Consider the following 21,229-nt stretch of genomic DNA (forward strand, 5'->3'; position numbering starts at 1 on the left):
TGCAATCACTACCGTTCTGGCTAAAACCTACGGTGGTTCTGCCCGTGCATTCGATCAGATCGATAACGCGCCGGAAGAAAAAGCTCGTGGTATCACCATCAACACTTCCCACGTTGAATATGACACCCCGACCCGCCACTACGCGCACGTTGACTGCCCGGGACACGCCGACTACGTTAAAAACATGATCACCGGTGCTGCGCAGATGGACGGCGCTATCCTGGTTGTTGCAGCGACTGACGGCCCGATGCCTCAGACCCGTGAGCACATCCTGCTGGGTCGTCAGGTAGGCGTTCCTTACATCATCGTGTTCCTGAACAAATGCGACATGGTTGATGACGAAGAGCTGCTGGAACTGGTAGAAATGGAAGTGCGTGAACTTCTGTCCCAGTACGACTTCCCGGGTGACGATACGCCAATCGTACGTGGTTCTGCTCTGAAAGCGCTGGAAGGCGAAGCAGAGTGGGAAGCGAAGATTGTTGAACTGGCAGGCTACCTGGATTCTTACATCCCGGAACCAGAGCGTGCTATCGACAAGCCATTCCTGCTGCCAATCGAAGACGTATTCTCCATCTCCGGCCGTGGTACCGTTGTTACCGGTCGTGTGGAGCGCGGTATCGTTAAAGTTGGCGAAGAAGTTGAAATCGTTGGTATCAAAGAGACTGCCAAGTCCACCTGTACCGGCGTTGAAATGTTCCGCAAACTGCTGGACGAAGGCCGTGCCGGTGAGAACGTTGGTGTTCTGCTGCGCGGTATCAAACGTGAAGAAATCGAACGTGGTCAGGTACTGGCCAAGCCAGGCTCCATCAAGCCGCACACCCAGTTCGAATCTGAAGTTTATATCCTGTCCAAAGACGAAGGCGGCCGTCACACTCCGTTCTTCAAAGGCTACCGTCCACAGTTCTACTTCCGTACAACTGACGTGACCGGTACCATCGAACTGCCGGAAGGCGTTGAGATGGTAATGCCGGGCGACAACATCAAAATGGTTGTCACCCTGATCCACCCAATCGCTATGGACGATGGTCTGCGTTTCGCAATCCGTGAAGGCGGCCGTACCGTTGGTGCTGGTGTTGTTGCTAAAGTTATCGCTTAATCGCTGATAACATTTGACGCAACGCGCAAGAAAAGGGCATCATTTGATGCCCTTTTTGTACGCTCTCGAACCAGAACCTGGCTCATCAGTGATTTTTTACTCATAATCATTGCTGAGACAGGCTCTGAAGATGGCGTTTATACCGAATAGCGCCTGAAAAGAGCAATTCGGTTTGGTTTTGCCTCGCGCCTGCGGGGCAAAAATATTTGTCTGATTTATTGTGACAGGTTGGTTTATGAGTGCGAATACCGAAGCTCACGGAAGCGGGCGCGGCCTGGAAACGATGAAATGGCTGGCTGTTGCAGTTCTGCTGATTTTAGCGATTGTGGGCAACTACCTTTATCGTGATGTGACCTTGCCTTTGCGTGCCCTGGCAGTGGTTATTATGATTGCTGCAGCGGGTGGTGTCGCGCTGTTGACGACGAAAGGCAAAGCGACCGTTGCTTTCGCCCGTGAAGCGAGAACCGAAGTACGTAAAGTGATTTGGCCGACTCGCCAGGAAACACTGCATACCACCTTAATCGTGGCCGCCGTTACGGCTGTAATGTCGCTGATTTTGTGGGGGCTGGATGGGATTTTGGTCCGTCTGGTTTCTTTTATTACTGGCCTGAGGTTCTGAGATGTCTGAAGCCCCTAAAAAGCGCTGGTACGTCGTTCAGGCGTTTTCCGGTTTTGAAGGCCGCGTAGCGACTTCGCTGCGTGAGCATATCAAATTGCACAATATGGAAGAGTTGTTTGGCGAAGTCATGGTGCCGACCGAAGAAGTGGTCGAAATCCGTGGCGGCCAGCGTCGCAAAAGCGAGCGCAAATTCTTCCCGGGCTACGTGCTGGTCCAGATGGTAATGAACGACGCGAGCTGGCACCTGGTGCGTAGCGTTCCGCGCGTTATGGGTTTCATTGGCGGCACGTCTGACCGTCCGGCTCCAATCAGTGACAAAGAAGTGGATGCGATCATGAACCGCCTGCAGCAGGTTGGTGATAAGCCGCGTCCTAAAACGCTGTTCGAACCGGGTGAGATGGTCCGTGTTAGCGATGGTCCATTTGCCGACTTTAACGGTGTGGTTGAAGAAGTAGATTACGAAAAGAGCCGCCTGAAGGTTTCTGTATCTATCTTCGGTCGTGCTACTCCGGTCGAACTGGATTTTGCCCAGGTCGAAAAGGCGTAATAGCCAGGTTGTAAAAGCAGCGATTAATCGTTGCACAAGGCGCGAGATTGGCATACAATTTCGCGCCTTTTGTTTTTATGTGTCCTGTGCGCATAAAACGATTTATTCACGGGGAGCCTCGTTGAGGCGCTATAACCCACCAGAGGAAATTTAGATGGCTAAGAAAGTACAAGCCTACGTCAAGCTGCAGGTTGCGGCTGGTATGGCGAACCCAAGTCCACCGGTTGGTCCAGCTCTGGGTCAGCAGGGTGTTAACATCATGGAATTCTGTAAAGCGTTTAACGCCAAAACTGATTCCATCGAGAAAGGTCTGCCAATTCCGGTTGTTATTACCGTTTACGCTGACCGTTCTTTCACTTTCGTTACTAAAACCCCACCGGCTGCAGTTCTGCTGAAGAAAGCTGCTGGCATCAAGTCTGGTTCCGGTAAGCCGAACAAAGACAAAGTGGGTAAAGTGACCCGTGCTCAGGTGCGTGAAATCGCAGAAACCAAAGCTGCGGACATGACTGGTTCTGACGTTGAAGCGATGACTCGCTCCATCGAAGGTACTGCTCGTTCCATGGGCCTGGTAGTGGAGGATTAAGAAATGGCTAAACTGACCAAGCGCATGCGCGTGATCCGTGACAAAGTTGATGCGACCAAACAGTATGACATCAACGAAGCCGTTGCTCTGCTCAAAGAGCTGGCCACTGCTAAATTCGTAGAAAGCGTTGACGTTGCTGTTAACCTCGGCATCGACGCTCGTAAATCTGACCAGAACGTACGTGGTGCAACTGTACTGCCGCACGGTACCGGTCGTTCAGTTCGCGTAGCCGTATTTGCCCAGGGTCCTAACGCTGAAGCAGCTAAAGCTGCTGGTGCTGAGCTGGTAGGTATGGAAGATCTGGCAGAGCAGATCAAAAAAGGCGAAATGAACTTTGACGTTGTTATCGCCTCTCCGGATGCAATGCGCGTTGTTGGCCAACTGGGCCAGGTTCTGGGTCCACGTGGCCTGATGCCTAACCCGAAAGTAGGTACTGTAACCCCTAACGTTGCTGAAGCGGTTAAGAACGCTAAAGCGGGTCAGGTTCGTTACCGTAACGACAAAAACGGCATCATTCACACCACCATCGGTAAAGTGGATTTTGACGCTGACAAACTGAAAGAAAACCTGGAATCCCTGCTGGTTGCGCTGAAAAAAGCAAAACCTTCTCAGGCGAAAGGTGTTTTCATTAAGAAAGTTAGCCTGTCTACTACCATGGGTGCAGGTGTTGCGATCGACCAGTCTGGTCTGAGCGCGGTAGCGAACTAATAATCGCTGCTTTACGCGGGCGTTAGATTAGTCTAAAATCTTACGCCCGTTGCCTTGCTTGCAGGGCACACAGAATTTTCGGTTGGAGCCTGGCCTTATCCAGGCCTCCGTCCAAGACCGCAGGTGTTTCGCAAGAAGCTTAATTTCCTGCGTAGACGGTGACAGAACCTGAAGAATATTTTTGATAGTCTTTGGCTTGTTTCTGCTCACCGTATGTCGACGCTCATTATCGTTTTGGTAATGAGTGAAGTGAGTTCCGGGGGAAACCCCGGCTAATATCCAGGAGCAAAGCTAATGGCTTTAAATCTTCAAGACAAACAAGCGATTGTTGCTGAAGTCAGCGAAGTAGCCAAAGGCGCGCTGTCTGCGGTTGTTGCGGATTCCCGTGGCGTTACCGTAGATAAAATGACTGAACTGCGTAAAGCAGGTCGTGAAGCTGGCGTTTACATGCGTGTTGTTCGTAACACCCTGCTGCGCCGCGTCGTTGAAGGTACTCAGTTTGAGTGCCTGAAAGACACGTTTGTTGGTCCAACCTTGATTGCATATTCTATGGAACACCCGGGCGCAGCTGCTCGTTTGTTCAAAGATTTCGCGAAAGCGAATGCAAAATTCGAGGTTAAAGCTGCAGCCTTTGAAGGTGAGCTGATCCCGGCGGCCCAGATCGATCGCCTGGCAACTCTGCCAACTTACGAAGAAGCAATCGCACGCCTGATGGCAACCATGAAAGAAGCCTCTGCAGGCAAACTGGTTCGCACTCTGGCTGCTGTACGCGATCAGAAAGAAGCTGCTTAATAGCGCTTACTTTTCTAACGCATTTGCTTACGTATAAACTAATTCTGATTTTCAGGAACAATTGTTATGTCTATCACTAAAGATCAAATCATTGAAGCAGTATCCGCTATGTCCGTAATGGACGTTGTAGAACTGATTTCTGCAATGGAAGAAAAATTCGGCGTTTCCGCTGCTGCTGCTGTAGCTGTTGCTGCAGGCCCGGCTGAAGCTGCTGAAGAAAAAACTGAGTTCGACGTTATTCTGAAAGCTGTTGGCGCTAACAAAGTTGCCGTTATCAAAGCAGTACGTAGCGCGACTGGCCTGGGTCTGAAAGAAGCAAAAGACCTGGTTGAATCCGCTCCAGCTGCGCTGAAAGAAGGCGTGAGCAAAGATGACGCAGAAGCTCTGAAAAAATCTCTGGAAGAAGCTGGCGCTGAAGTTGAAGTTAAATAAGCCAACCCTTCCGGTTGCAGCCTGAGAAATTAGGCTGATGGCTGGTGACTTTTTAGTCACCAGCCTTTTTGCGCTGTAAGGTACCAGTAGCGTTTCACACTGTTTGGCTGCTGATTTCCTTTCAATGTTTGTCTCTATCGACGACTTAATATACTGCGACTTTCTACGCCGGGAGTTCCGGGGTAAAGCGTAGCGAAATGGTTTAAGAGTGATAGAAACAGGTATTGCGGTGAGTGTTCCACTCTCCGGTCCACAAAATAGTGTTGCACAAACTGTCCCTTCGTCGGACAGATGGGTCGACTTGTCAGCGAGCTGAGGAACCCTATGGTTTACTCCTATACCGAGAAAAAACGTATTCGTAAGGATTTTGGAAAACGTCCGCAAGTGCTGGACATTCCTTATCTCCTTTCTATCCAGCTTGACTCGTTCCAGAAGTTTATCGAGCAAGATCCTGAAGGGCAGTACGGTCTGGAAGCAGCTTTCCGTTCCGTGTTCCCAATCCAGAGCTACAGCGGCAATTCGGAACTGCAGTACGTCAGCTATCGTCTTGGCGAACCAGTTTTCGATGTCAAAGAGTGTCAGATCCGTGGCGTGACGTATTCTGCTCCGCTGCGCGTAAAACTGCGTCTGGTGATCTATGAGCGTGAAGCGCCGGAAGGCACCGTAAAAGACATTAAAGAACAAGAAGTCTACATGGGTGAAATTCCACTCATGACTGACAACGGTACGTTTGTTATCAACGGAACTGAGCGTGTCATCGTATCTCAGTTGCACCGTAGCCCAGGCGTGTTCTTTGACAGTGATAAGGGTAAAACCCACTCTTCAGGAAAGGTGCTGTATAACGCACGTATCATTCCTTACCGTGGTTCCTGGCTGGATTTCGAATTCGACCCGAAAGACAACCTGTTCGTACGTATCGACCGTCGTCGCAAACTGCCAGCGACCATTATTCTGCGTGCGTTGAACTACACCACTGAGCAGATCCTCGATCTGTTCTTTGAGAAAGTTAATTTCGAAATCCGTGACAACAAGCTGCAGATGGAACTGGTGCCGGAACGCCTGCGTGGCGAGACCGCATCCTTTGACATCGAAGCGGACGGCAAAGTGTATGTCGAAAAAGGCCGCCGTATTACCGCGCGCCACATTCGCCAGCTGGAAAAAGACGATATCAAGCTTATCGAAGTTCCGGTTGAATACATTGCTGGTAAAGTTGCGGCTAAAGACTATGTTGATGCTTCTACCGGCGAACTGATTTGCCCGGCGAACATGGAACTGTCTTTGGATCTGCTGGCTAAACTGAGCCAGTCTGGTCACAAACGCATCGAAACGCTGTTCACTAACGATCTGGATCATGGCCCGTACATCTCCGAGACCATCCGCGTCGACCCAACCAACGATCGCCTGAGCGCGCTGGTTGAGATCTACCGCATGATGCGTCCTGGCGAGCCACCAACGCGTGAAGCGGCTGAAAGCCTGTTTGAGAACCTGTTCTTCTCCGAAGACCGTTATGATCTGTCAGCGGTTGGTCGTATGAAGTTCAACCGTTCTCTGCTGCGTGATGAAATCGAAGGTTCAGGCATCCTGAGCAAAGACGACATCATCCAGGTTATGCGTAAGCTTATCGGTATTCGTAACGGCCAGGGCGAAGTGGATGATATCGACCACCTCGGCAACCGCCGTATCCGTTCCGTAGGCGAAATGGCGGAAAACCAGTTCCGTGTTGGTCTGGTACGCGTTGAGCGTGCGGTGAAAGAGCGTCTGTCTTTAGGCGATCTGGATACCCTGATGCCTCAGGATATGATCAACGCCAAGCCAATCTCTGCGGCAGTGAAAGAGTTCTTCGGTTCCAGCCAGCTGTCTCAGTTTATGGACCAGAACAACCCGCTGTCTGAGATTACGCACAAACGTCGTATCTCCGCACTCGGCCCGGGTGGTTTAACCCGTGAGCGCGCAGGCTTTGAAGTACGTGACGTACACCCAACCCACTACGGTCGTGTATGTCCAATCGAAACGCCTGAAGGCCCGAACATCGGTCTGATCAACTCCCTGTCTGTTTATGCACAGACCAACGAATACGGTTTTCTGGAAACGCCGTATCGTCGTGTAGTTGAAGGCGTGGTAACAGACGAGATTCATTACCTGTCTGCTATCGAAGAAGGTAACTACGTTATCGCCCAGGCGAACACCAACCTGGACGAAGAAGGCCGTTTCGTAGACGACCTGGTTACCTGCCGTAGCAAAGGCGAATCAAGCTTGTTCAGCAACGACCAGGTTGACTACATGGACGTTTCCACCCAGCAGGTGGTTTCCGTCGGGGCAAGCCTGATCCCGTTCCTGGAACACGATGACGCCAACCGTGCCTTGATGGGCGCGAACATGCAACGTCAGGCGGTTCCAACGCTGCGCGCCGATAAGCCGCTGGTTGGTACCGGTATGGAACGTGCTGTAGCCGTTGACTCCGGCGTGACCGCCGTAGCCAAACGTGGCGGTACCGTTCAGTACGTGGATGCTTCCCGTATCGTTATCAAAGTTAACGAAGACGAGATGCATGCCGGCGAAGCGGGTATCGACATCTATAACCTGACTAAGTACACCCGTTCTAACCAGAACACCTGCATCAATCAGATGCCATGTGTGTCCCTGGGCGAGCCTATTGAACGTGGCGACGTGCTGGCAGACGGCCCGTCTACCGACCTTGGTGAACTGGCGCTTGGCCAGAACATGCGCGTAGCGTTCATGCCGTGGAACGGTTACAACTTCGAAGACTCCATCCTCGTATCCGAGCGTGTGGTTCAGGAAGATCGTTTCACTACTATTCACATCCAGGAACTGGCATGTGTGTCTCGAGACACCAAGCTGGGGCCGGAAGAGATTACCGCCGACATCCCTAACGTGGGTGAAGCTGCGCTCTCCAAGCTGGATGAATCCGGTATCGTTTATATCGGTGCTGAAGTGACCGGTGGCGACATTCTGGTTGGTAAGGTAACGCCGAAAGGTGAAACCCAGCTGACGCCAGAAGAGAAGCTGCTGCGTGCCATCTTCGGTGAGAAAGCGTCTGACGTTAAAGACTCTTCTCTGCGCGTACCAAACGGCGTTTCCGGTACCGTTATCGATGTGCAGGTCTTTACCCGCGATGGCGTGGAAAAAGACAAGCGCGCGCTGGAAATCGAAGAGATGCAGCTCAAGCAGGCTAAGAAAGACCTGACTGAAGAACTGCAAATCTTCGAAGCTGGTCTGTTTGCCCGTATCCATGCGGTGCTGGTTGCCGGCGGCGTTGAAGCTGAGAAGCTCGACAAACTGCCTCGTGACCGTTGGCTGGAACTGGGTCTGAGCGACGAAGAGAAGCAAAACCAGCTGGAGCAGCTGGCGGAGCAGTACGACGAGCTGAAGCACGAGTTTGAGAAGAAACTTGAAGCCAAGCGCCGCAAAATCACTCAGGGCGATGACCTGGCACCTGGCGTGCTGAAAATCGTTAAAGTGTATCTGGCCGTTAAACGTCAGATTCAGCCTGGTGACAAGATGGCAGGTCGTCACGGGAACAAAGGTGTTATCTCCAAGATCAACCCGATCGAAGATATGCCTTACGATGAAAACGGCACGCCGGTAGACATCGTACTGAACCCGCTGGGCGTACCGTCTCGTATGAACATCGGTCAGATTCTGGAAACCCACCTGGGTATGGCTGCGAAAGGCATCGGTGAGAAAATCAACGCGATGCTCAAACAGCAGCAGGAAGTCGCCAAACTGCGCGAATTCATTCAGAAAGCGTACGACCTGGGTACAGACGTTCGTCAGAAGGTTGATCTGAATACCTTCAGCGATGAAGAAGTTCTGCGCCTGGCTGAAAACCTGAAAAAAGGTATGCCGATCGCTACTCCGGTATTCGACGGTGCCAAAGAGTCTGAAATCAAAGAGCTGCTGCAACTGGGCGGTCTGCCATCTTCTGGTCAGATTACCCTGTTCGATGGCCGTACCGGTGAGCAGTTTGAGCGTCAGGTAACCGTAGGTTACATGTACATGCTGAAACTGAACCACCTGGTTGATGACAAAATGCACGCGCGTTCTACCGGTTCTTACAGCCTGGTTACTCAGCAACCGCTGGGTGGTAAGGCTCAGTTCGGTGGTCAGCGCTTCGGTGAGATGGAAGTGTGGGCGCTGGAAGCATACGGCGCTGCTTATACCCTGCAGGAAATGCTGACCGTTAAGTCTGATGACGTGAACGGCCGTACTAAGATGTATAAAAACATCGTGGACGGTAATCACCAGATGGAACCGGGCATGCCGGAATCCTTCAACGTACTGTTGAAAGAGATCCGTTCGCTGGGTATCAACATCGAGCTGGAAGACGAGTAATTACTCGCATCTGCTGTACTGGTTACAGGATGTCCGGGTCACACCGGACGTCTCTGAGAAGTCTCACTCCGACGGGAGCTAATCCGTGAAAGACTTACTTAAGTTTCTGAAAGCGCAAACTAAGACCGAAGAGTTTGATGCGATCAAAATTGCTCTGGCATCGCCAGACATGATCCGTTCATGGTCGTTCGGTGAAGTTAAAAAGCCGGAAACCATTAACTATCGTACGTTCAAACCAGAACGTGACGGTCTGTTCTGTGCCCGTATTTTCGGGCCAGTAAAAGACTATGAGTGCCTGTGCGGTAAGTACAAGCGCCTGAAACACCGTGGCGTAATCTGTGAGAAGTGCGGCGTTGAAGTGACCCAGACTAAAGTACGCCGTGAGCGTATGGGCCACATCGAACTGGCTTCCCCAACTGCGCACATTTGGTTCCTGAAATCGCTGCCATCCCGTATCGGCCTGCTGTTAGACATGCCGCTGCGTGATATCGAACGCGTACTGTACTTCGAATCTTATGTTGTTATCGAAGGCGGGATGACCAACCTCGAGCGTCGTCAGATCCTGACTGAAGAGCAGTATCTGGATGCGCTGGAAGAGTTCGGTGACGAATTCGACGCGAAGATGGGTGCGGAAGCTATTCAGGCCCTGCTGAAAAGCATGGATCTGGAGCAAGAGTGTGAAACTCTGCGCGAAGAGCTGAACGAAACGAATTCCGAAACCAAACGTAAAAAGCTGACCAAGCGTATCAAGCTGCTGGAAGCGTTCGTTCAGTCTGGTAACAAGCCAGAGTGGATGATCCTGACCGTTCTGCCGGTTCTGCCGCCAGATCTGCGTCCGCTGGTACCGCTGGACGGCGGTCGTTTCGCCACGTCGGATCTGAACGATCTGTATCGTCGCGTTATTAACCGTAACAACCGTCTGAAACGTCTGCTGGATCTGGCTGCGCCTGACATCATCGTACGTAACGAAAAACGTATGCTGCAGGAAGCGGTAGATGCCCTGCTGGATAACGGCCGTCGCGGTCGTGCGATCACCGGTTCTAACAAGCGTCCTCTGAAATCTTTGGCCGACATGATCAAAGGTAAACAGGGTCGTTTCCGTCAGAACCTGCTGGGTAAACGTGTTGACTACTCCGGTCGTTCTGTTATCACCGTAGGTCCATACCTGCGTCTGCATCAGTGCGGTCTGCCGAAGAAAATGGCGCTGGAGCTGTTCAAACCGTTCATCTACGGCAAGCTGGAACTGCGTGGTCTTGCTACCACCATTAAAGCTGCGAAGAAAATGGTTGAGCGCGAAGAAGCGATCGTCTGGGATATTCTGGATGAAGTTATCCGCGAACACCCGGTACTGCTGAACCGTGCACCAACCCTGCACCGTTTGGGTATCCAGGCATTTGAACCGGTACTGATCGAAGGTAAAGCTATCCAGCTTCACCCGCTGGTTTGTGCGGCCTATAACGCCGACTTCGATGGTGACCAGATGGCAGTACACGTTCCGCTGACGCTTGAAGCTCAGCTGGAAGCGCGTGCGCTGATGATGTCTACCAACAACATCCTGTCACCTGCGAACGGCGAGCCAATCATCGTTCCTTCTCAGGACGTTGTATTGGGTCTGTACTACATGACCCGTGACTGTGTTAACGCCAAAGGCGAAGGCATGGTGCTGACTGGCCCTAAAGAAGCCGAGCGTATTTATCGCGCGGGTCTGGCCTCTTTGCATGCGCGTGTAAAAGTGCGTATCACCGAGTATGAAAAAGATGCAAACGACGAGTTCGTTGCGAAAACCAGCCTGATCGACACTACCGTAGGTCGTGCGATTCTGTGGATGATCGTACCGAAAGGTCTGCCTTTCTCCATCGTCAACCAGGCGCTGGGCAAGAAAGCTATCTCCAAAATGCTGAACACCTGTTACCGCATTTTGGGTCTGAAGCCGACCGTAATCTTCGCTGACCAGACAATGTATACCGGCTTTGCTTATGCAGCGCGTTCAGGTGCATCTGTTGGTATCGATGACATGGTCATCCCGGAGAAGAAAACTGAAATCATTTCTGAAGCCGAAGCAGAAGTTGCTGAGATTCAGGAACAGTTCCAGTCCGGTCTGGTTACCGCGGGCGAGCGTTACAACAAAGTTATCGATATCTGGGCCGCGGCGAACGATCGTGTATCCAAAGCGATGATGGACAACCTGCAAACTGAAACCGTTATTAACCGTGACGGTCAGGAAGAGCAGCAGGTTTCCTTCAACAGCATTTACATGATGGCCGACTCCGGTGCGCGTGGTTCTGCAGCACAGATTCGTCAGCTGGCAGGTATGCGTGGTCTGATGGCGAAACCAGATGGTTCCATCATCGAAACGCCAATCACCGCGAACTTCCGTGAAGGTCTGAACGTACTTCAGTACTTCATTTCGACCCACGGTGCTCGTAAAGGTCTGGCGGATACCGCACTGAAAACAGCGAACTCCGGTTATCTGACTCGTCGTCTGGTTGACGTCGCGCAGGATCTGGTGGTGACCGAAGATGACTGTGGTACTCACGAAGGCATCCTGATGACTCCGGTTATCGAAGGTGGCGACGTTAAAGAACCACTGCGCGATCGCGTATTGGGCCGTGTTACGGCTGAAGACGTGCTCAAGCCTGGCACTGCGGATATCCTGGTAACGCGTAACACCCTGCTGAACGAGCAATGGTGTGACCTGTTAGAAGCTAACTCCGTTGACAGCGTAAAAGTACGTTCCGTAGTAGGTTGCGAAACTGACTTCGGCGTGTGTGCACACTGCTATGGTCGCGACCTGGCACGTGGTCACATCATCAACAAAGGTGAAGCTATCGGGGTTATCGCGGCACAGTCCATTGGTGAACCTGGTACACAGCTGACGATGCGTACGTTCCACATCGGTGGTGCGGCATCTCGTTCTGCTGCTGAATCCAGCATTCAGGTTAAGAACAAAGGCAGCATCAAGCTCAGCAACGCGAAGTCGGTTGTGAACTCTACCGGTAAGCTGGTAGTCACTTCCCGTAACACCGAGCTGAAGCTGATTGACGAATTCGGTCGTACCAAAGAGAGCTATAAAGTTCCTTACGGTGCGGTAATGGCGAAAGGTGACGGCGAGCAGGTTGCAGCGGGCGAAACCGTAGCAAACTGGGATCCGCACACCATGCCGGTCATCACCGAGGTAAGCGGCTTCATTCGCTTCACCGACATGATTGACGGCCAGACCATTACTCGTCAGACCGACGAACTGACCGGTCTGTCATCTCTGGTGGTTCTGGATTCTGCAGAACGTACCGCGGGTGGTAAAGACCTGCGTCCGGCGCTGAAAATCGTTGATGCTCAGGGCAATGACGTGCTGATCCCAGGCTCCGATATGCCTGCTCAGTACTTCCTGCCGGGTAAAGCGATTGTTCAGCTGGAAGATGGCATTCAGATCAGTGCGGGTGATACCCTGGCGCGTATTCCTCAGGAATCCGGCGGTACCAAGGATATTACCGGTGGTCTGCCACGCGTTGCTGACCTGTTCGAAGCGCGTCGTCCGAAAGAGCCTGCGATCCTTGCTGAAATCAGCGGTATCATCTCGTTTGGTAAAGAAACCAAAGGCAAACGCCGCCTGGTTATCTCCCCAATCGACGGCAGCGATGCTTACGAAGAGATGATTCCGAAATGGCGTCAGCTGAACGTGTTCGAAGGTGAGCGCGTTGAACGTGGTGACGTGGTTTCCGATGGTCCAGAGTCTCCGCACGACATTCTGCGTCTGCGTGGCGTGTATGCTGTGACCCGTTACATCACCAACGAAGTGCAGGACGTTTACCGTCTGCAGGGCGTTAAGATTAACGATAAACACATCGAAGTCATCGTGCGTCAGATGCTGCGTAAAGCAACCATCGTTAACGCCGGCAGCTCCGACTTCCTGGAAGGTGAGCAGGCTGAATACTCTCGCATCAAGATCGCTAACCGCGAGCTGGAAGCTAATGGCAAGATCAACGTCTCCTTTGCACGCGATCTGCTGGGTATCACCAAAGCTTCTCTGGCAACCGAGTCCTTCATCTCCGCGGCATCGTTCCAGGAGACCACTCGTGTGCTTACCGAAGCAGCCGTTGCGGGTAAACGTGACGAACTGCGCGGCCTGAAAGAGAACGTTATCGTGGGTCGTCTGATCCCGGCTGGTACCGGCTATGCGTACCATCAGGATCGTATGCGCCGTCGCGCTGCGGGTGAAGCTCCGGTTGTACCTCAGGTTACCGCTGAAGACGCTTCTGCAAGCCTTGCAGAACTGTTGAACGCCGGCAACCTCGGTGGCAACGACGAGTAATCGTTCGTAAGCTAACGCTAAATTAAAAACCCGCTTCGGCGGGTTTTTTTACGGCCGTATTCTGGCACCAAACGCAATTATTCTTCGGCGATGAAACGCAAAGTACCAGCCTGACGCTCCGGCTTACCGGTATCGCGGGTATGGTTAACGCCATCCATCACAGGTACTTCCGTAAAATCGAACGGGCTGATTCCCTCAAGGCAGGCCACGTTCACACCATACTGATTCTGGTTAGAACGCCGCTGGTGATGTGTGTAAATTCCGCAACGGGAACAGAAGAAGTGTTGCGCTGTTCCGGTATTAAACCGATAACTGCTCAGCATCTCTTTTCCTTGTAGAATAGCGATCCCGCCCATTTCTGCTGAAACCACCACGGCACCGCGCATACGACAGTATGAACAGTTACAGCGGCGTGCAGAGCGGAGCCCATCGCTTAGGGTGACTTCAAAACGTATTGCCCCGCAGTGGCATTTTCCGTTCAGGATATGCGTATCTTCAACCATATCTCATGCTCCCGGCACGTAATGTAACGTCAGGCTTTAACTCTGAAAAGCATAGAACAATTAAGAGGAAATTTTGCGAAGCAAAACTCGAACGATGTTTAGCAGGATTTACTACAAGAAATAAAAATGCCCGGCGGCGCGGGCATTTTCATCTGTATAGCATGCAGTTAGTTGATAAGGGGCAAACGGCGATACAGTTCAATCATGTCGCCCGCCAGATCCTGAATGACCATCGCATTCATCAGGTGGTCCTGAGAATGAACGGTGATCAAATTAACAGGCAGTTTGCCGGTGCCTTCGTCCAGGCCGATAAGCTGGGTTTGAATTTTGTGAGCATGCTTCACAAATTCTCTGGACTCTTCCATCGCTTGCTCTGCCGCTGCAAAATCTCCTTTGCGCGCGAGCTGCAATGCCGTCAGTGCCTGGCTACGTGCGCTACCGGCGTTGACCAGCAATTCCATGATAATTGATTCTAAATCTTCCACGTCTACATCACTCCATCAGTTTTAAAGCCTTATCGAGCACTACGTCACCTTTCATCATGCCGTAATCCATCATATCGATAACGGCGACGGTTTTACCCATCGGCTCGGCGATAGCCTGGAGCCTGGCGTGCTCATATTTAACCTGAGGACCGAGAAGCACAATATCAGCGGTATCGATATTGTCTTTAAATTCTGCGACAGGAACAGCCTTGATAGTGACTTCGATACCTTTCTTCGACGCTGCATCCTTCATACGTTGAACCAGAATGCTGGTAGACATACCTGCAGCACAACACAATACGATATTTTTCATAATATGCTCTCAATGCCCATTGGATAGACAGATAATTATCCGCGAGGCGCCTGTCCAACAACCGCTTTAGCTTGATTGTGTGTCAGGTATCACAAAAGAATCTGCAAAATCCTGAAACCGGTTACAGCGCTTGTTTTTCCGTAAGAAACTGTGTGCTCAATTTGCGAAAGGCGGGGCGGCAATGAGAGGGGAAGGTTGCCACCCCGGTCGGGAACAAAAACCGACGGAGTGACAATATTTCGTGCGGGTCGTTACGACAATGCTTGTTTACAGCGCTTTCGGCAGCGCTCTGATACTTATTTCCCGCTTGTGCAATATTACATCGTTACTGCGAGCTTCTTCCCAGAAAACTGTCCCAGTCTTTCCAGACGGGCTGTAAGCCTGAACGAGTCAACGCCGCGGCGACTTCTGCCGGCGTTCGTCCATCGTGTGGAGCAAACTGCTCAAGCTCAGGATGATTATCGGCATAGCCTCCCGGCTGTGTTTTAGAAAACGCGCTGACATTGTTGATGGCTATCGGGATGACGCTATCGCGGAACCACGGCGATTCGCGGGTTGACAGCGAAAGCTCGACGTCGGGCGCCAGCAGGCGAAAAGTGCAGATCGCCTGCACCAGCTGGCTTTCGCTCATTACCGAAGCGGGTTCTACACCGCCGGTGCAGGGCCGCAGGCGAGGAAACGAAATTGAATAACGGCTTTGCCAGTAATGTTGCTGGAGCCACAGCAGATGTTCCGCCACCATAAAACAGTCGGTACGCCAGCTATCGGAAAGGCCAGTTAGCGCACCGAGTCCGATTTTATCCATCCCCGCGCGTCCCAGCCGATCCGGCGTTTCCAGGCGCCAGAAAAAATCCTGCTTATTGCCCTTCAGATGGTGTTGTGCGTACACCGCCTGGTGGTAGGTTTCCTGGTAAACCATCACGCCGTCCAGCCCGAGCGTTTTCAGCTCCGCATATTCATGCTCGTCCAGCGGCTGCACCTCCATTTGCAGCGAGCTGAAGTGGCTGCGGATTGCAGGCAGATGCTGGCGGAAATAATCCATGCCCACTTTGGTCTGATGCTCTCCGGTGACCAGCAGCAGATGTTCAAACCCCAGTCTGCGTATCGCCTCGCATTCCTTTGCAATCTCGAACTCGTCCAGCGTTTTGCGCTTAAGCTTGTTGCTCATTGAAAAACCGCAATAGGTACAGTCGTTGGCGCAGAGATTAGAAAGATAAAGCGGCACATAAAAACTGACGGTGTTGCCAAAACGCTGGCGGGTCAAACGCTGTGCCTGTTGGGCGAGCGGCTCGAGATACTGGCTGGCTGCCGGGGAAAGCAGGGCCATAAGGTTGTCGCGAGTAACTTTCCGGCTGCTTAGCGCCTGCTCAACGTCCGCTGACGTTTTGCTATTAATACGTAGCGTGATGTCGTCCCAGTCCAGCTCGCGCCAGCGGTCGGTGAAAGTTGCCGCCATCACGCTTCCTCCTGGCTGAACTGAAGAAACTGCGTTAACGGGCTGGAAGCCTGCGCCTGCTGGTGGCGCGTGCCCAGACCTGCCTGAAAGGCAATAACTCCGGCCTCTACCGCCAGCCGAAAAGCTTGCGCCATCTGCACCGGGTCTCGTGCCACGGCAATCGCGGTGTTCACCAGAACGGCAGAAGCGCCCATCTCCAGCGCTTCGGCGGCATGGCCTGGCGCACCAATCCCCGCATCAACAACCACCGGCACCTTTGCCTGATCAATGATGATTTCCAGCAATGCGCGCGTCTGTAAACCCTGATTTGAGCCAATGGGCGCCCCAAGCGGCATCACGGCGGCACATCCCACATCTTCCAGCCGCTTGCACAAAACCGGATCCGCGCCGCAATACGGCAGAACGACAAATCCCTGTTTGACGAGCATTTCGGCAGCTTTCAGCGTTTCAATGGGATCGGGCATCAGGTAGCGCGCATCCGGGTGAATTTCCAGCTTTATCCAGTGTGTGCCAAGCGCCTCGCGGGCCAGTTGTGCGGCAAATATGGCTTCATCCGCTGTTTTTGCGCCGGAAGTATTGGGTAGCAACTGCACGCCTGCTTCCAGCAGCGGGTTGAGAATCGCGTCATTATGATTTCTCAAATCGACACGTTTCATCGCCATCGTTACCAGCTGTGAACCGGAGGCGCGAATGGCGTCGACCATCACCTCCGAAGAAGAAAACTTCCCGGTACCGGTAAACAGGTGAGAAGAAAACGTTTTATCAGCAATCTGTAGCATATCAACCTCCGGCAATGGCCTGAAAAAGCAGGATCTGGTCGCCCTCATGCAGCATATGGACTTCCCAAAGCTCTCGCGGGACGATTGTCTGGTTTACAGCCAGCGCGACGCCCGGCTCCAGTAAACGTAAGTGTTCCAGCAGTTTTGCCAGCGTAAGGCTATCGGCACACTGCATTGGCTCATCGTTGAAGTGGATGCGCATCTGCTCCTCCACAAACCGGACACTGAGCGGACTTTTGCATGCTCAAGGCGCGCCAGCTATGCTGACGGGCGTCGAACAGCCGCAATGAACCACTCGCCGGAACCATGCCGGTAAGGAGCTTGATGGCTTCGAGCGCCTGTAGTGTACCCATCACGCCGACGACCGGACCGATTACGCCTGCGGTGCGGCAGTTTCGTTCAGGCTCGTTTTCATCCGGCCACACGCAGCGATAGCATCCGTTATTCCACGGCGGCGTTAACACCATTAATTGCCCGCCAAAGCCCACGGCGCTGGCGGAAATTAGCGGCTTATGATGTGTAACGCAGGCGGCGTTAATCGCCTGACGTGTAGTCATGTTATCGCTGCAATCAAGCACCAGACTGACGTTGTTGACCGCCTGACTGAGGGCTTCTCCGTGCAAACGTTCACTTATTATCTGTAGTGCGATACCCGGATTAAGCTGCTGAAGGTGATGCCGGGCAGCCTGCGATTTCGGCTGGCCGATGTCCTGCGAGGTGAATAAAATCTGCCGCTGGAGATTACTGATATGCACGTTGTCGTCATCAGCCAGCACCAGCGTGCCGACGCCTGCGGCTGCAAGGTAAAGCGCAGCCGGAGAGCCTAAGCCGCCCAGCCCAACAATAAGTACGCGGCTGGCGAGCAGTTTTTGCTGCCCTTCAAGAGCGACATCCTCCAGCAGAAGCTGGCGGCTGTAGCGCATGAAATCTGCGTCATTCATCGCCTGCTCCTGCGAGTTCAAGAAGCTGCGCCGTAGCTGCGCGCCAGTCGGCAGACTGAGTTATCGCGCTGACAACCGCCACGCTCCCCACGCCAGTTGCGAGCACCGCAGGAACGCGGTCGATACTGATGCCGCCGATTGCCACGGTTGGATAATCCCCGAGGACTTTGATATGCGCGGCGAGCTGCTCCAGCCCTTGCGGAGAAGAGGGCATCTGCTTGGTGTTGGTCGGGAAAACGTGCCCCAGCGCGATGTAAGAAGGACGAGCTGCCAGAGCGCGATCCATTTCCATATTATCGTGCGTGGAAAGCCCGAGGCGCAGCCCCGCGGCGCGAATGGCGTCCAGGTCTGCCACATCCAGATCCTCCTGACCCAGATGTACGCCATAAGCGCGGTGTTTGACCGCTAACCGCCAGTAATCGTTAATGAACAAGCGTGCTTCAAAGCGCTCGCCGAGCCTGATGGCGGCGATAACATCGGCTTCGATCTCTTCGTCACGCTTATCTTTGATGCGTAACTGAATGGTGCGAACGCCTGCCTCAAGCAGGCGGGCAATCCACGCCACGCTATCCACAACCGGGTAAAGCCCCAGCCGCTGCGGTACGGCAGGAAAGGCGGATTTAGCCGTCATACTTCCTCCTGGCGCAGATAAATCTCACCGCCTTTGGCCCGGAAGGACTGCGACATAACTTCCATACCGACCTCAATGGCTTGCTTCGCGGCGAAGTCACGGACTTCCTGGGAGATTTTCATCGAGCAGAATTTTGGGCCGCACATCGAGCAGAAGTGGGCAACTTTGCCGGATTCCTGCGGCAGCGTTTCGTCGTGATAAGCGCGTGCGGTGAAGGGATCAAGCGCCAGGTTAAACTGGTCTTCCCAGCGGAATTCGAAACGCGCTTTCGACATGGCGTTATCGCGAATCTGTGCGCCAGGATGGCCTTTTGCCAGATCCGCGGCGTGGGCCGCAATTTTGTAGGTGATGAGCCCCTGCTTAACGTCTTCTTTATTAGGCAAGCCCAGGTGCTCTTTTGGCGTGACGTAACAAAGCATCGCGCAGCCAAACCAGCCGATCATCGCCGCGCCAATACCGGACGTGAAGTGATCATAACCGGGTGCGATATCGGTTGTTAACGGTCCAAGCGTGTAGAACGGCGCCTCGTGGCAGTGCTCCAGTTCTTCCGTCATGTTACGGCGGATCATCTGCATCGGCACGTGTCCCGGTCCTTCAATCATCACCTGCACGTCATACTCCCAGGCGATTTTTGTCAGCTCGCCCAGCGTGTGCAGTTCGGCGAATTGTGCTTCGTCGTTGGCATCCTGAATAGAACCCGGACGCAGGCCGTCGCCCAGCGAAAGCGAGACGTCATAGGCGGCGCAGATTTCACAGATTTCGCGGAAATGGTCGTAGAGAAAGTTTTCCTGATGATGAGACAGGCACCACTTCGCCATAATTGAGCCGCCGCGCGAGACAATGCCGGTGAGGCGTTTGGCGGTCATCGGCACGTAGCGCAGCAGCACGCCCGCATGGATGGTGAAGTAGTCAACGCCTTGCTCGGCCTGCTCCAGCAGCGTGTCGCGGAACGTTTCCCAGCTCAGGTCTTCGGCGATGCCGTTTACTTTTTCCAGCGCCTGATAAATCGGCACGGTGCCGATTGGCACCGGGCTGTTACGCAAAATCCATTCGCGGGTTTCGTGAATATAACGGCCGGTGGAGAGATCCATCACCGTATCCGCACCCCAGCGGGTGGACCAGACCAGTTTTTCCACTTCCTCTTCAATGGAAGAGGTCACCGCCGAGTTGCCGATGTTGGCGTTGACCTTCACAAGGAAATTGCGCCCGATAATCATCGGTTCAGATTCAGGATGGTTGATATTGGCGGGAATAATCGCCCGGCCTGCCGCCACTTCGTCACGTACAAACTCCGGCGTGATGTTTTCCGGCAGGCGAGCGCCAAAGCCAACACCTGGATGCTGGTGGCGTAAAACGGCATCGCGAATACGCTCGCGCCCCATGTTTTCGCGCACGGCGATAAATTCCATCTCTGGCGTGACGATGCCTTTGCGGGCGTAATGCAGCTGGGTCACGCGTTGGCCGATTTTAGCGCGACGCGGCGTGAGGCGGGTTTCAAAACGCAGATCGTCCAGGCCGTCGTCAGCCAGGCGCTCTTTGGTGTAAGCGGAGCTGCGGTCGCTCAGCGTTTCGCTGTCGTCACGTTCTTCAATCCAGCCGCTGCGTAACGGCGAAAGCCCGCGTAGCACATCGATGGTGATATCCGGATCGCCGTACGGGCCGGAGGTGTCATAAACCGGCACCGCGTCGTTGGGTTCGTACTGTGGATTGTCTTTGCTGCCGCCCGTCATCGTTGGGCTAAGCTGAATTTCACGCATCGGCACACGGATGTCTTCCCGCGAACCGGTCAGATAGATGCGCTGCGAGGCAGGAAAAGCGGTGCCTTCGAGCGTATTGATAAAATGCTGGGCGGCAGCGCGTTGTTCGCGACGGGTTGGTTTTTTTTCAGATGCAGACATAGCTCATTCCAGTGTTTTCAGGAGTGGCTTGTCAGACGACGGATGGAGTAATGGATATGGGATAACCGAAAACGGGTGCTCCCAAAAGCAGAATTACTCTTGTTCCCTTCGCAGGTTTTAACCTGATCAGGTTCCGCGGATCCCGAATTAACGGTCTCAGCCGGTGCTTTCGCACTCGGCACTCCGACAAGAAGAAATCCGTATTGCTACGGATCGGTTTGTAAACTACTCGTTAACGGCACAGAACTCAAGCCGGGCGTGCAAGGCCGCTGGCATCGTTTGCGCTGCTGTGCAGGTTATTGGCATAGGCCAACTCAATGAGTTTATCTTCCAGCGAGAAACGTGCTTCCAGCGCCTCACCGATGCCAGACAACGCCTGCTGGAACTCAATGCAGTTATCATCGTCAATGGCATTTTCCAGATTGGTATCGTAAAACTCCATGATCTGCTGGGTATTGGCTTCCAGCTGCGGGTAGATTTGCGTGGCGGCTAAAAGGGGACTGGTGCCTTCTATTTCGTCGGTAATGCGCTCATAAATATTGAAATGCCCGGCGGAAAGGTAGTCGACAAGATTGTGGCAAAACGTATCCAGCGCCTTTTCATCAAGCGCAGAATGAGATTCCTTGTTAGGCTTGATCCCGACCATGTTGTAATACGCCACCAACAACTGTTTGCGGGCATAAAGCCATTGGTCGACTAACTCATTACTACCACCAACGCGCTCAGTCAGACTCTCTAACTGGTTAAGCATGATTGACTCCGTGAGTTATAAGATTTAACGCAA

The 21,229-nt window shown here is 53.1% G+C and carries 19 protein-coding genes and 1 riboswitch; of the genes, 9 read left to right on the forward strand and 10 right to left on the reverse strand.

The window, feature by feature from the left end; all coding sequences use genetic code 11:
* The 9 genes from tuf to rpoC all read left to right on the forward strand — a co-directional run.
* The coding region (tuf, locus tag E2L00_RS20795; RefSeq protein WP_167614923.1) for an elongation factor Tu at positions 1-1,096 on the forward strand (1,096 nt) is incomplete at its 5' end.
* A gap of 235 nt (positions 1,097-1,331) precedes the next feature.
* Complete coding sequence (gene secE, locus E2L00_RS20800; protein ID WP_167614925.1) at positions 1,332-1,715, forward strand: preprotein translocase subunit SecE; 384 nt, start codon at positions 1,332-1,334, stop codon at positions 1,713-1,715.
* A 1-nt stretch (position 1,716) separates the two neighbouring features.
* Positions 1,717-2,262, forward strand: a complete 546-nt coding sequence (gene nusG / locus E2L00_RS20805; protein WP_002438628.1) for a transcription termination/antitermination protein NusG — start codon at positions 1,717-1,719, stop codon at positions 2,260-2,262.
* Positions 2,263-2,416: 154 nt separating this feature from the next.
* On the forward strand, positions 2,417-2,845 hold the full coding sequence (rplK, locus tag E2L00_RS20810; protein WP_121268269.1) for a 50S ribosomal protein L11: 429 nt from the start codon (positions 2,417-2,419) through the stop codon (positions 2,843-2,845).
* Positions 2,846-2,848: 3 nt separating this feature from the next.
* Complete coding sequence (gene rplA / locus E2L00_RS20815) at positions 2,849-3,553, forward strand: 50S ribosomal protein L1 (protein ID WP_167614927.1); 705 nt, start codon at positions 2,849-2,851, stop codon at positions 3,551-3,553.
* Between the two features lie 294 nt (positions 3,554-3,847).
* Positions 3,848-4,345, forward strand: a complete 498-nt coding sequence (gene rplJ, locus E2L00_RS20820; protein WP_124025482.1) for a 50S ribosomal protein L10 — start codon at positions 3,848-3,850, stop codon at positions 4,343-4,345.
* A gap of 66 nt (positions 4,346-4,411) precedes the next feature.
* Positions 4,412-4,777 (forward strand): 50S ribosomal protein L7/L12, encoded by a 366-nt coding sequence (rplL, locus tag E2L00_RS20825; protein WP_167614929.1) that lies wholly within the window; start codon positions 4,412-4,414, stop codon positions 4,775-4,777.
* Between the two features lie 324 nt (positions 4,778-5,101).
* A complete protein-coding gene (gene rpoB, locus E2L00_RS20830) occupies positions 5,102-9,130 on the forward strand; it encodes a DNA-directed RNA polymerase subunit beta (RefSeq protein ID WP_167614931.1) in 4,029 nt (1,342 codons plus the stop codon).
* A gap of 85 nt (positions 9,131-9,215) precedes the next feature.
* Entirely contained in the window at positions 9,216-13,439 is a 4,224-nt protein-coding gene (gene rpoC / locus E2L00_RS20835) for a DNA-directed RNA polymerase subunit beta' (protein WP_167614933.1), read from the forward strand.
* A gap of 77 nt (positions 13,440-13,516) precedes the next feature.
* On the opposite strand, the gene E2L00_RS20840 is transcribed toward rpoC, so the two are convergent.
* The 10 genes from E2L00_RS20840 to rsd all read right to left on the reverse strand — a co-directional run bounded on the left by E2L00_RS20840 (position 13,517) and on the right by rsd (position 21,196).
* The gene (locus E2L00_RS20840) at positions 13,517-13,942 is read right to left on the reverse strand and encodes a GFA family protein (protein WP_167614935.1); all 426 of its coding nucleotides are present in this window, start codon (positions 13,940-13,942) and stop codon (positions 13,517-13,519) included.
* Between the two features lie 167 nt (positions 13,943-14,109).
* Positions 14,110-14,427, reverse strand: a complete 318-nt coding sequence (locus E2L00_RS20845) for a PTS lactose/cellobiose transporter subunit IIA (RefSeq protein WP_167614937.1) — start codon at positions 14,425-14,427, stop codon at positions 14,110-14,112.
* Positions 14,428-14,434: 7 nt separating this feature from the next.
* Positions 14,435-14,740, reverse strand: coding sequence for a PTS sugar transporter subunit IIB (locus tag E2L00_RS20850; RefSeq protein ID WP_167614939.1), 306 nt, complete (start codon positions 14,738-14,740; stop codon positions 14,435-14,437).
* Positions 14,741-15,065: 325 nt separating this feature from the next.
* Entirely contained in the window at positions 15,066-16,196 is a 1,131-nt protein-coding gene (thiH, locus tag E2L00_RS20855; RefSeq protein ID WP_167614963.1) for a 2-iminoacetate synthase ThiH, read from the reverse strand.
* Positions 16,196-16,975, reverse strand: coding sequence for a thiazole synthase (thiG, locus tag E2L00_RS20860; RefSeq protein ID WP_201279519.1), 780 nt, complete (start codon positions 16,973-16,975; stop codon positions 16,196-16,198). Before thiG ends, thiH begins: the two co-directional genes overlap by 1 nt.
* A gap of 1 nt (position 16,976) precedes the next feature.
* Positions 16,977-17,177 (reverse strand): sulfur carrier protein ThiS, encoded by a 201-nt coding sequence (thiS, locus tag E2L00_RS20865; protein WP_167614943.1) that lies wholly within the window; start codon positions 17,175-17,177, stop codon positions 16,977-16,979.
* On the reverse strand, positions 17,155-17,916 hold the full coding sequence (locus E2L00_RS20870; RefSeq protein ID WP_167614945.1) for a HesA/MoeB/ThiF family protein: 762 nt from the start codon (positions 17,914-17,916) through the stop codon (positions 17,155-17,157). The genes thiS and E2L00_RS20870 overlap by 23 nt, the downstream gene beginning before the upstream one ends.
* Positions 17,909-18,547 (reverse strand): thiamine phosphate synthase, encoded by a 639-nt coding sequence (gene thiE, locus E2L00_RS20875; protein ID WP_167614947.1) that lies wholly within the window; start codon positions 18,545-18,547, stop codon positions 17,909-17,911. The genes E2L00_RS20870 and thiE overlap by 8 nt, the downstream gene beginning before the upstream one ends.
* Complete coding sequence (thiC, locus tag E2L00_RS20880; protein ID WP_167614949.1) at positions 18,544-20,445, reverse strand: phosphomethylpyrimidine synthase ThiC; 1,902 nt, start codon at positions 20,443-20,445, stop codon at positions 18,544-18,546. The genes thiE and thiC overlap by 4 nt, the downstream gene beginning before the upstream one ends.
* 86 nt (positions 20,446-20,531) lie before the next feature.
* Positions 20,532-20,641, reverse strand: a riboswitch (TPP riboswitch).
* A 51-nt stretch (positions 20,642-20,692) separates the two neighbouring features.
* Positions 20,693-21,196 carry a sigma D regulator gene (gene rsd / locus E2L00_RS20885; RefSeq protein WP_167614951.1) on the reverse strand — a complete coding sequence of 168 codons (504 nt, stop codon included), beginning with the start codon at positions 21,194-21,196 and terminating at the stop codon, positions 20,693-20,695.
* Positions 21,197-21,229 lie beyond the last annotated feature (33 nt).

The organism is Cedecea colo (assembly GCF_011808225.1).
GTDB classification, from domain to species: Bacteria; Pseudomonadota; Gammaproteobacteria; order Enterobacterales; family Enterobacteriaceae; genus Dryocola; species Dryocola colo.

What these genes read in the sequence shown, in the direction of transcription:
- E2L00_RS20870 (WP_167614945.1), bottom strand. Translation starts at nt 17,916, where the DNA reads ATGAATGACGCAGATTTCATGCGCTACAGCCGCCAGCTTCTGCTGGAG.
- nusG (WP_002438628.1), top strand. Translation starts at nt 1,717, where the DNA reads ATGTCTGAAGCCCCTAAAAAGCGCTGGTACGTCGTTCAGGCGTTTTCC.
- thiS (WP_167614943.1), bottom strand. Translation starts at nt 17,177, where the DNA reads ATGCGCATCCACTTCAACGATGAGCCAATGCAGTGTGCCGATAGCCTT.
- rpoB (WP_167614931.1), top strand. Translation starts at nt 5,102, where the DNA reads ATGGTTTACTCCTATACCGAGAAAAAACGTATTCGTAAGGATTTTGGA.
- E2L00_RS20840 (WP_167614935.1), bottom strand. Translation starts at nt 13,942, where the DNA reads ATGGTTGAAGATACGCATATCCTGAACGGAAAATGCCACTGCGGGGCA.
- rplA (WP_167614927.1), top strand. Translation starts at nt 2,849, where the DNA reads ATGGCTAAACTGACCAAGCGCATGCGCGTGATCCGTGACAAAGTTGAT.
- thiE (WP_167614947.1), bottom strand. Translation starts at nt 18,547, where the DNA reads ATGACGGCTAAATCCGCCTTTCCTGCCGTACCGCAGCGGCTGGGGCTT.
- thiH (WP_167614963.1), bottom strand. Translation starts at nt 16,196, where the DNA reads ATGGCGGCAACTTTCACCGACCGCTGGCGCGAGCTGGACTGGGACGAC.
- thiG (WP_201279519.1), bottom strand. Translation starts at nt 16,975, where the DNA reads ATGCTACAGATTGCTGATAAAACGTTTTCTTCTCACCTGTTTACCGGT.
- secE (WP_167614925.1), top strand. Translation starts at nt 1,332, where the DNA reads ATGAGTGCGAATACCGAAGCTCACGGAAGCGGGCGCGGCCTGGAAACG.
- rplJ (WP_124025482.1), top strand. Translation starts at nt 3,848, where the DNA reads ATGGCTTTAAATCTTCAAGACAAACAAGCGATTGTTGCTGAAGTCAGC.
- rsd (WP_167614951.1), bottom strand. Translation starts at nt 21,196, where the DNA reads ATGCTTAACCAGTTAGAGAGTCTGACTGAGCGCGTTGGTGGTAGTAAT.
- rplL (WP_167614929.1), top strand. Translation starts at nt 4,412, where the DNA reads ATGTCTATCACTAAAGATCAAATCATTGAAGCAGTATCCGCTATGTCC.
- E2L00_RS20850 (WP_167614939.1), bottom strand. Translation starts at nt 14,740, where the DNA reads ATGAAAAATATCGTATTGTGTTGTGCTGCAGGTATGTCTACCAGCATT.
- thiC (WP_167614949.1), bottom strand. Translation starts at nt 20,445, where the DNA reads ATGTCTGCATCTGAAAAAAAACCAACCCGTCGCGAACAACGCGCTGCC.
- rplK (WP_121268269.1), top strand. Translation starts at nt 2,417, where the DNA reads ATGGCTAAGAAAGTACAAGCCTACGTCAAGCTGCAGGTTGCGGCTGGT.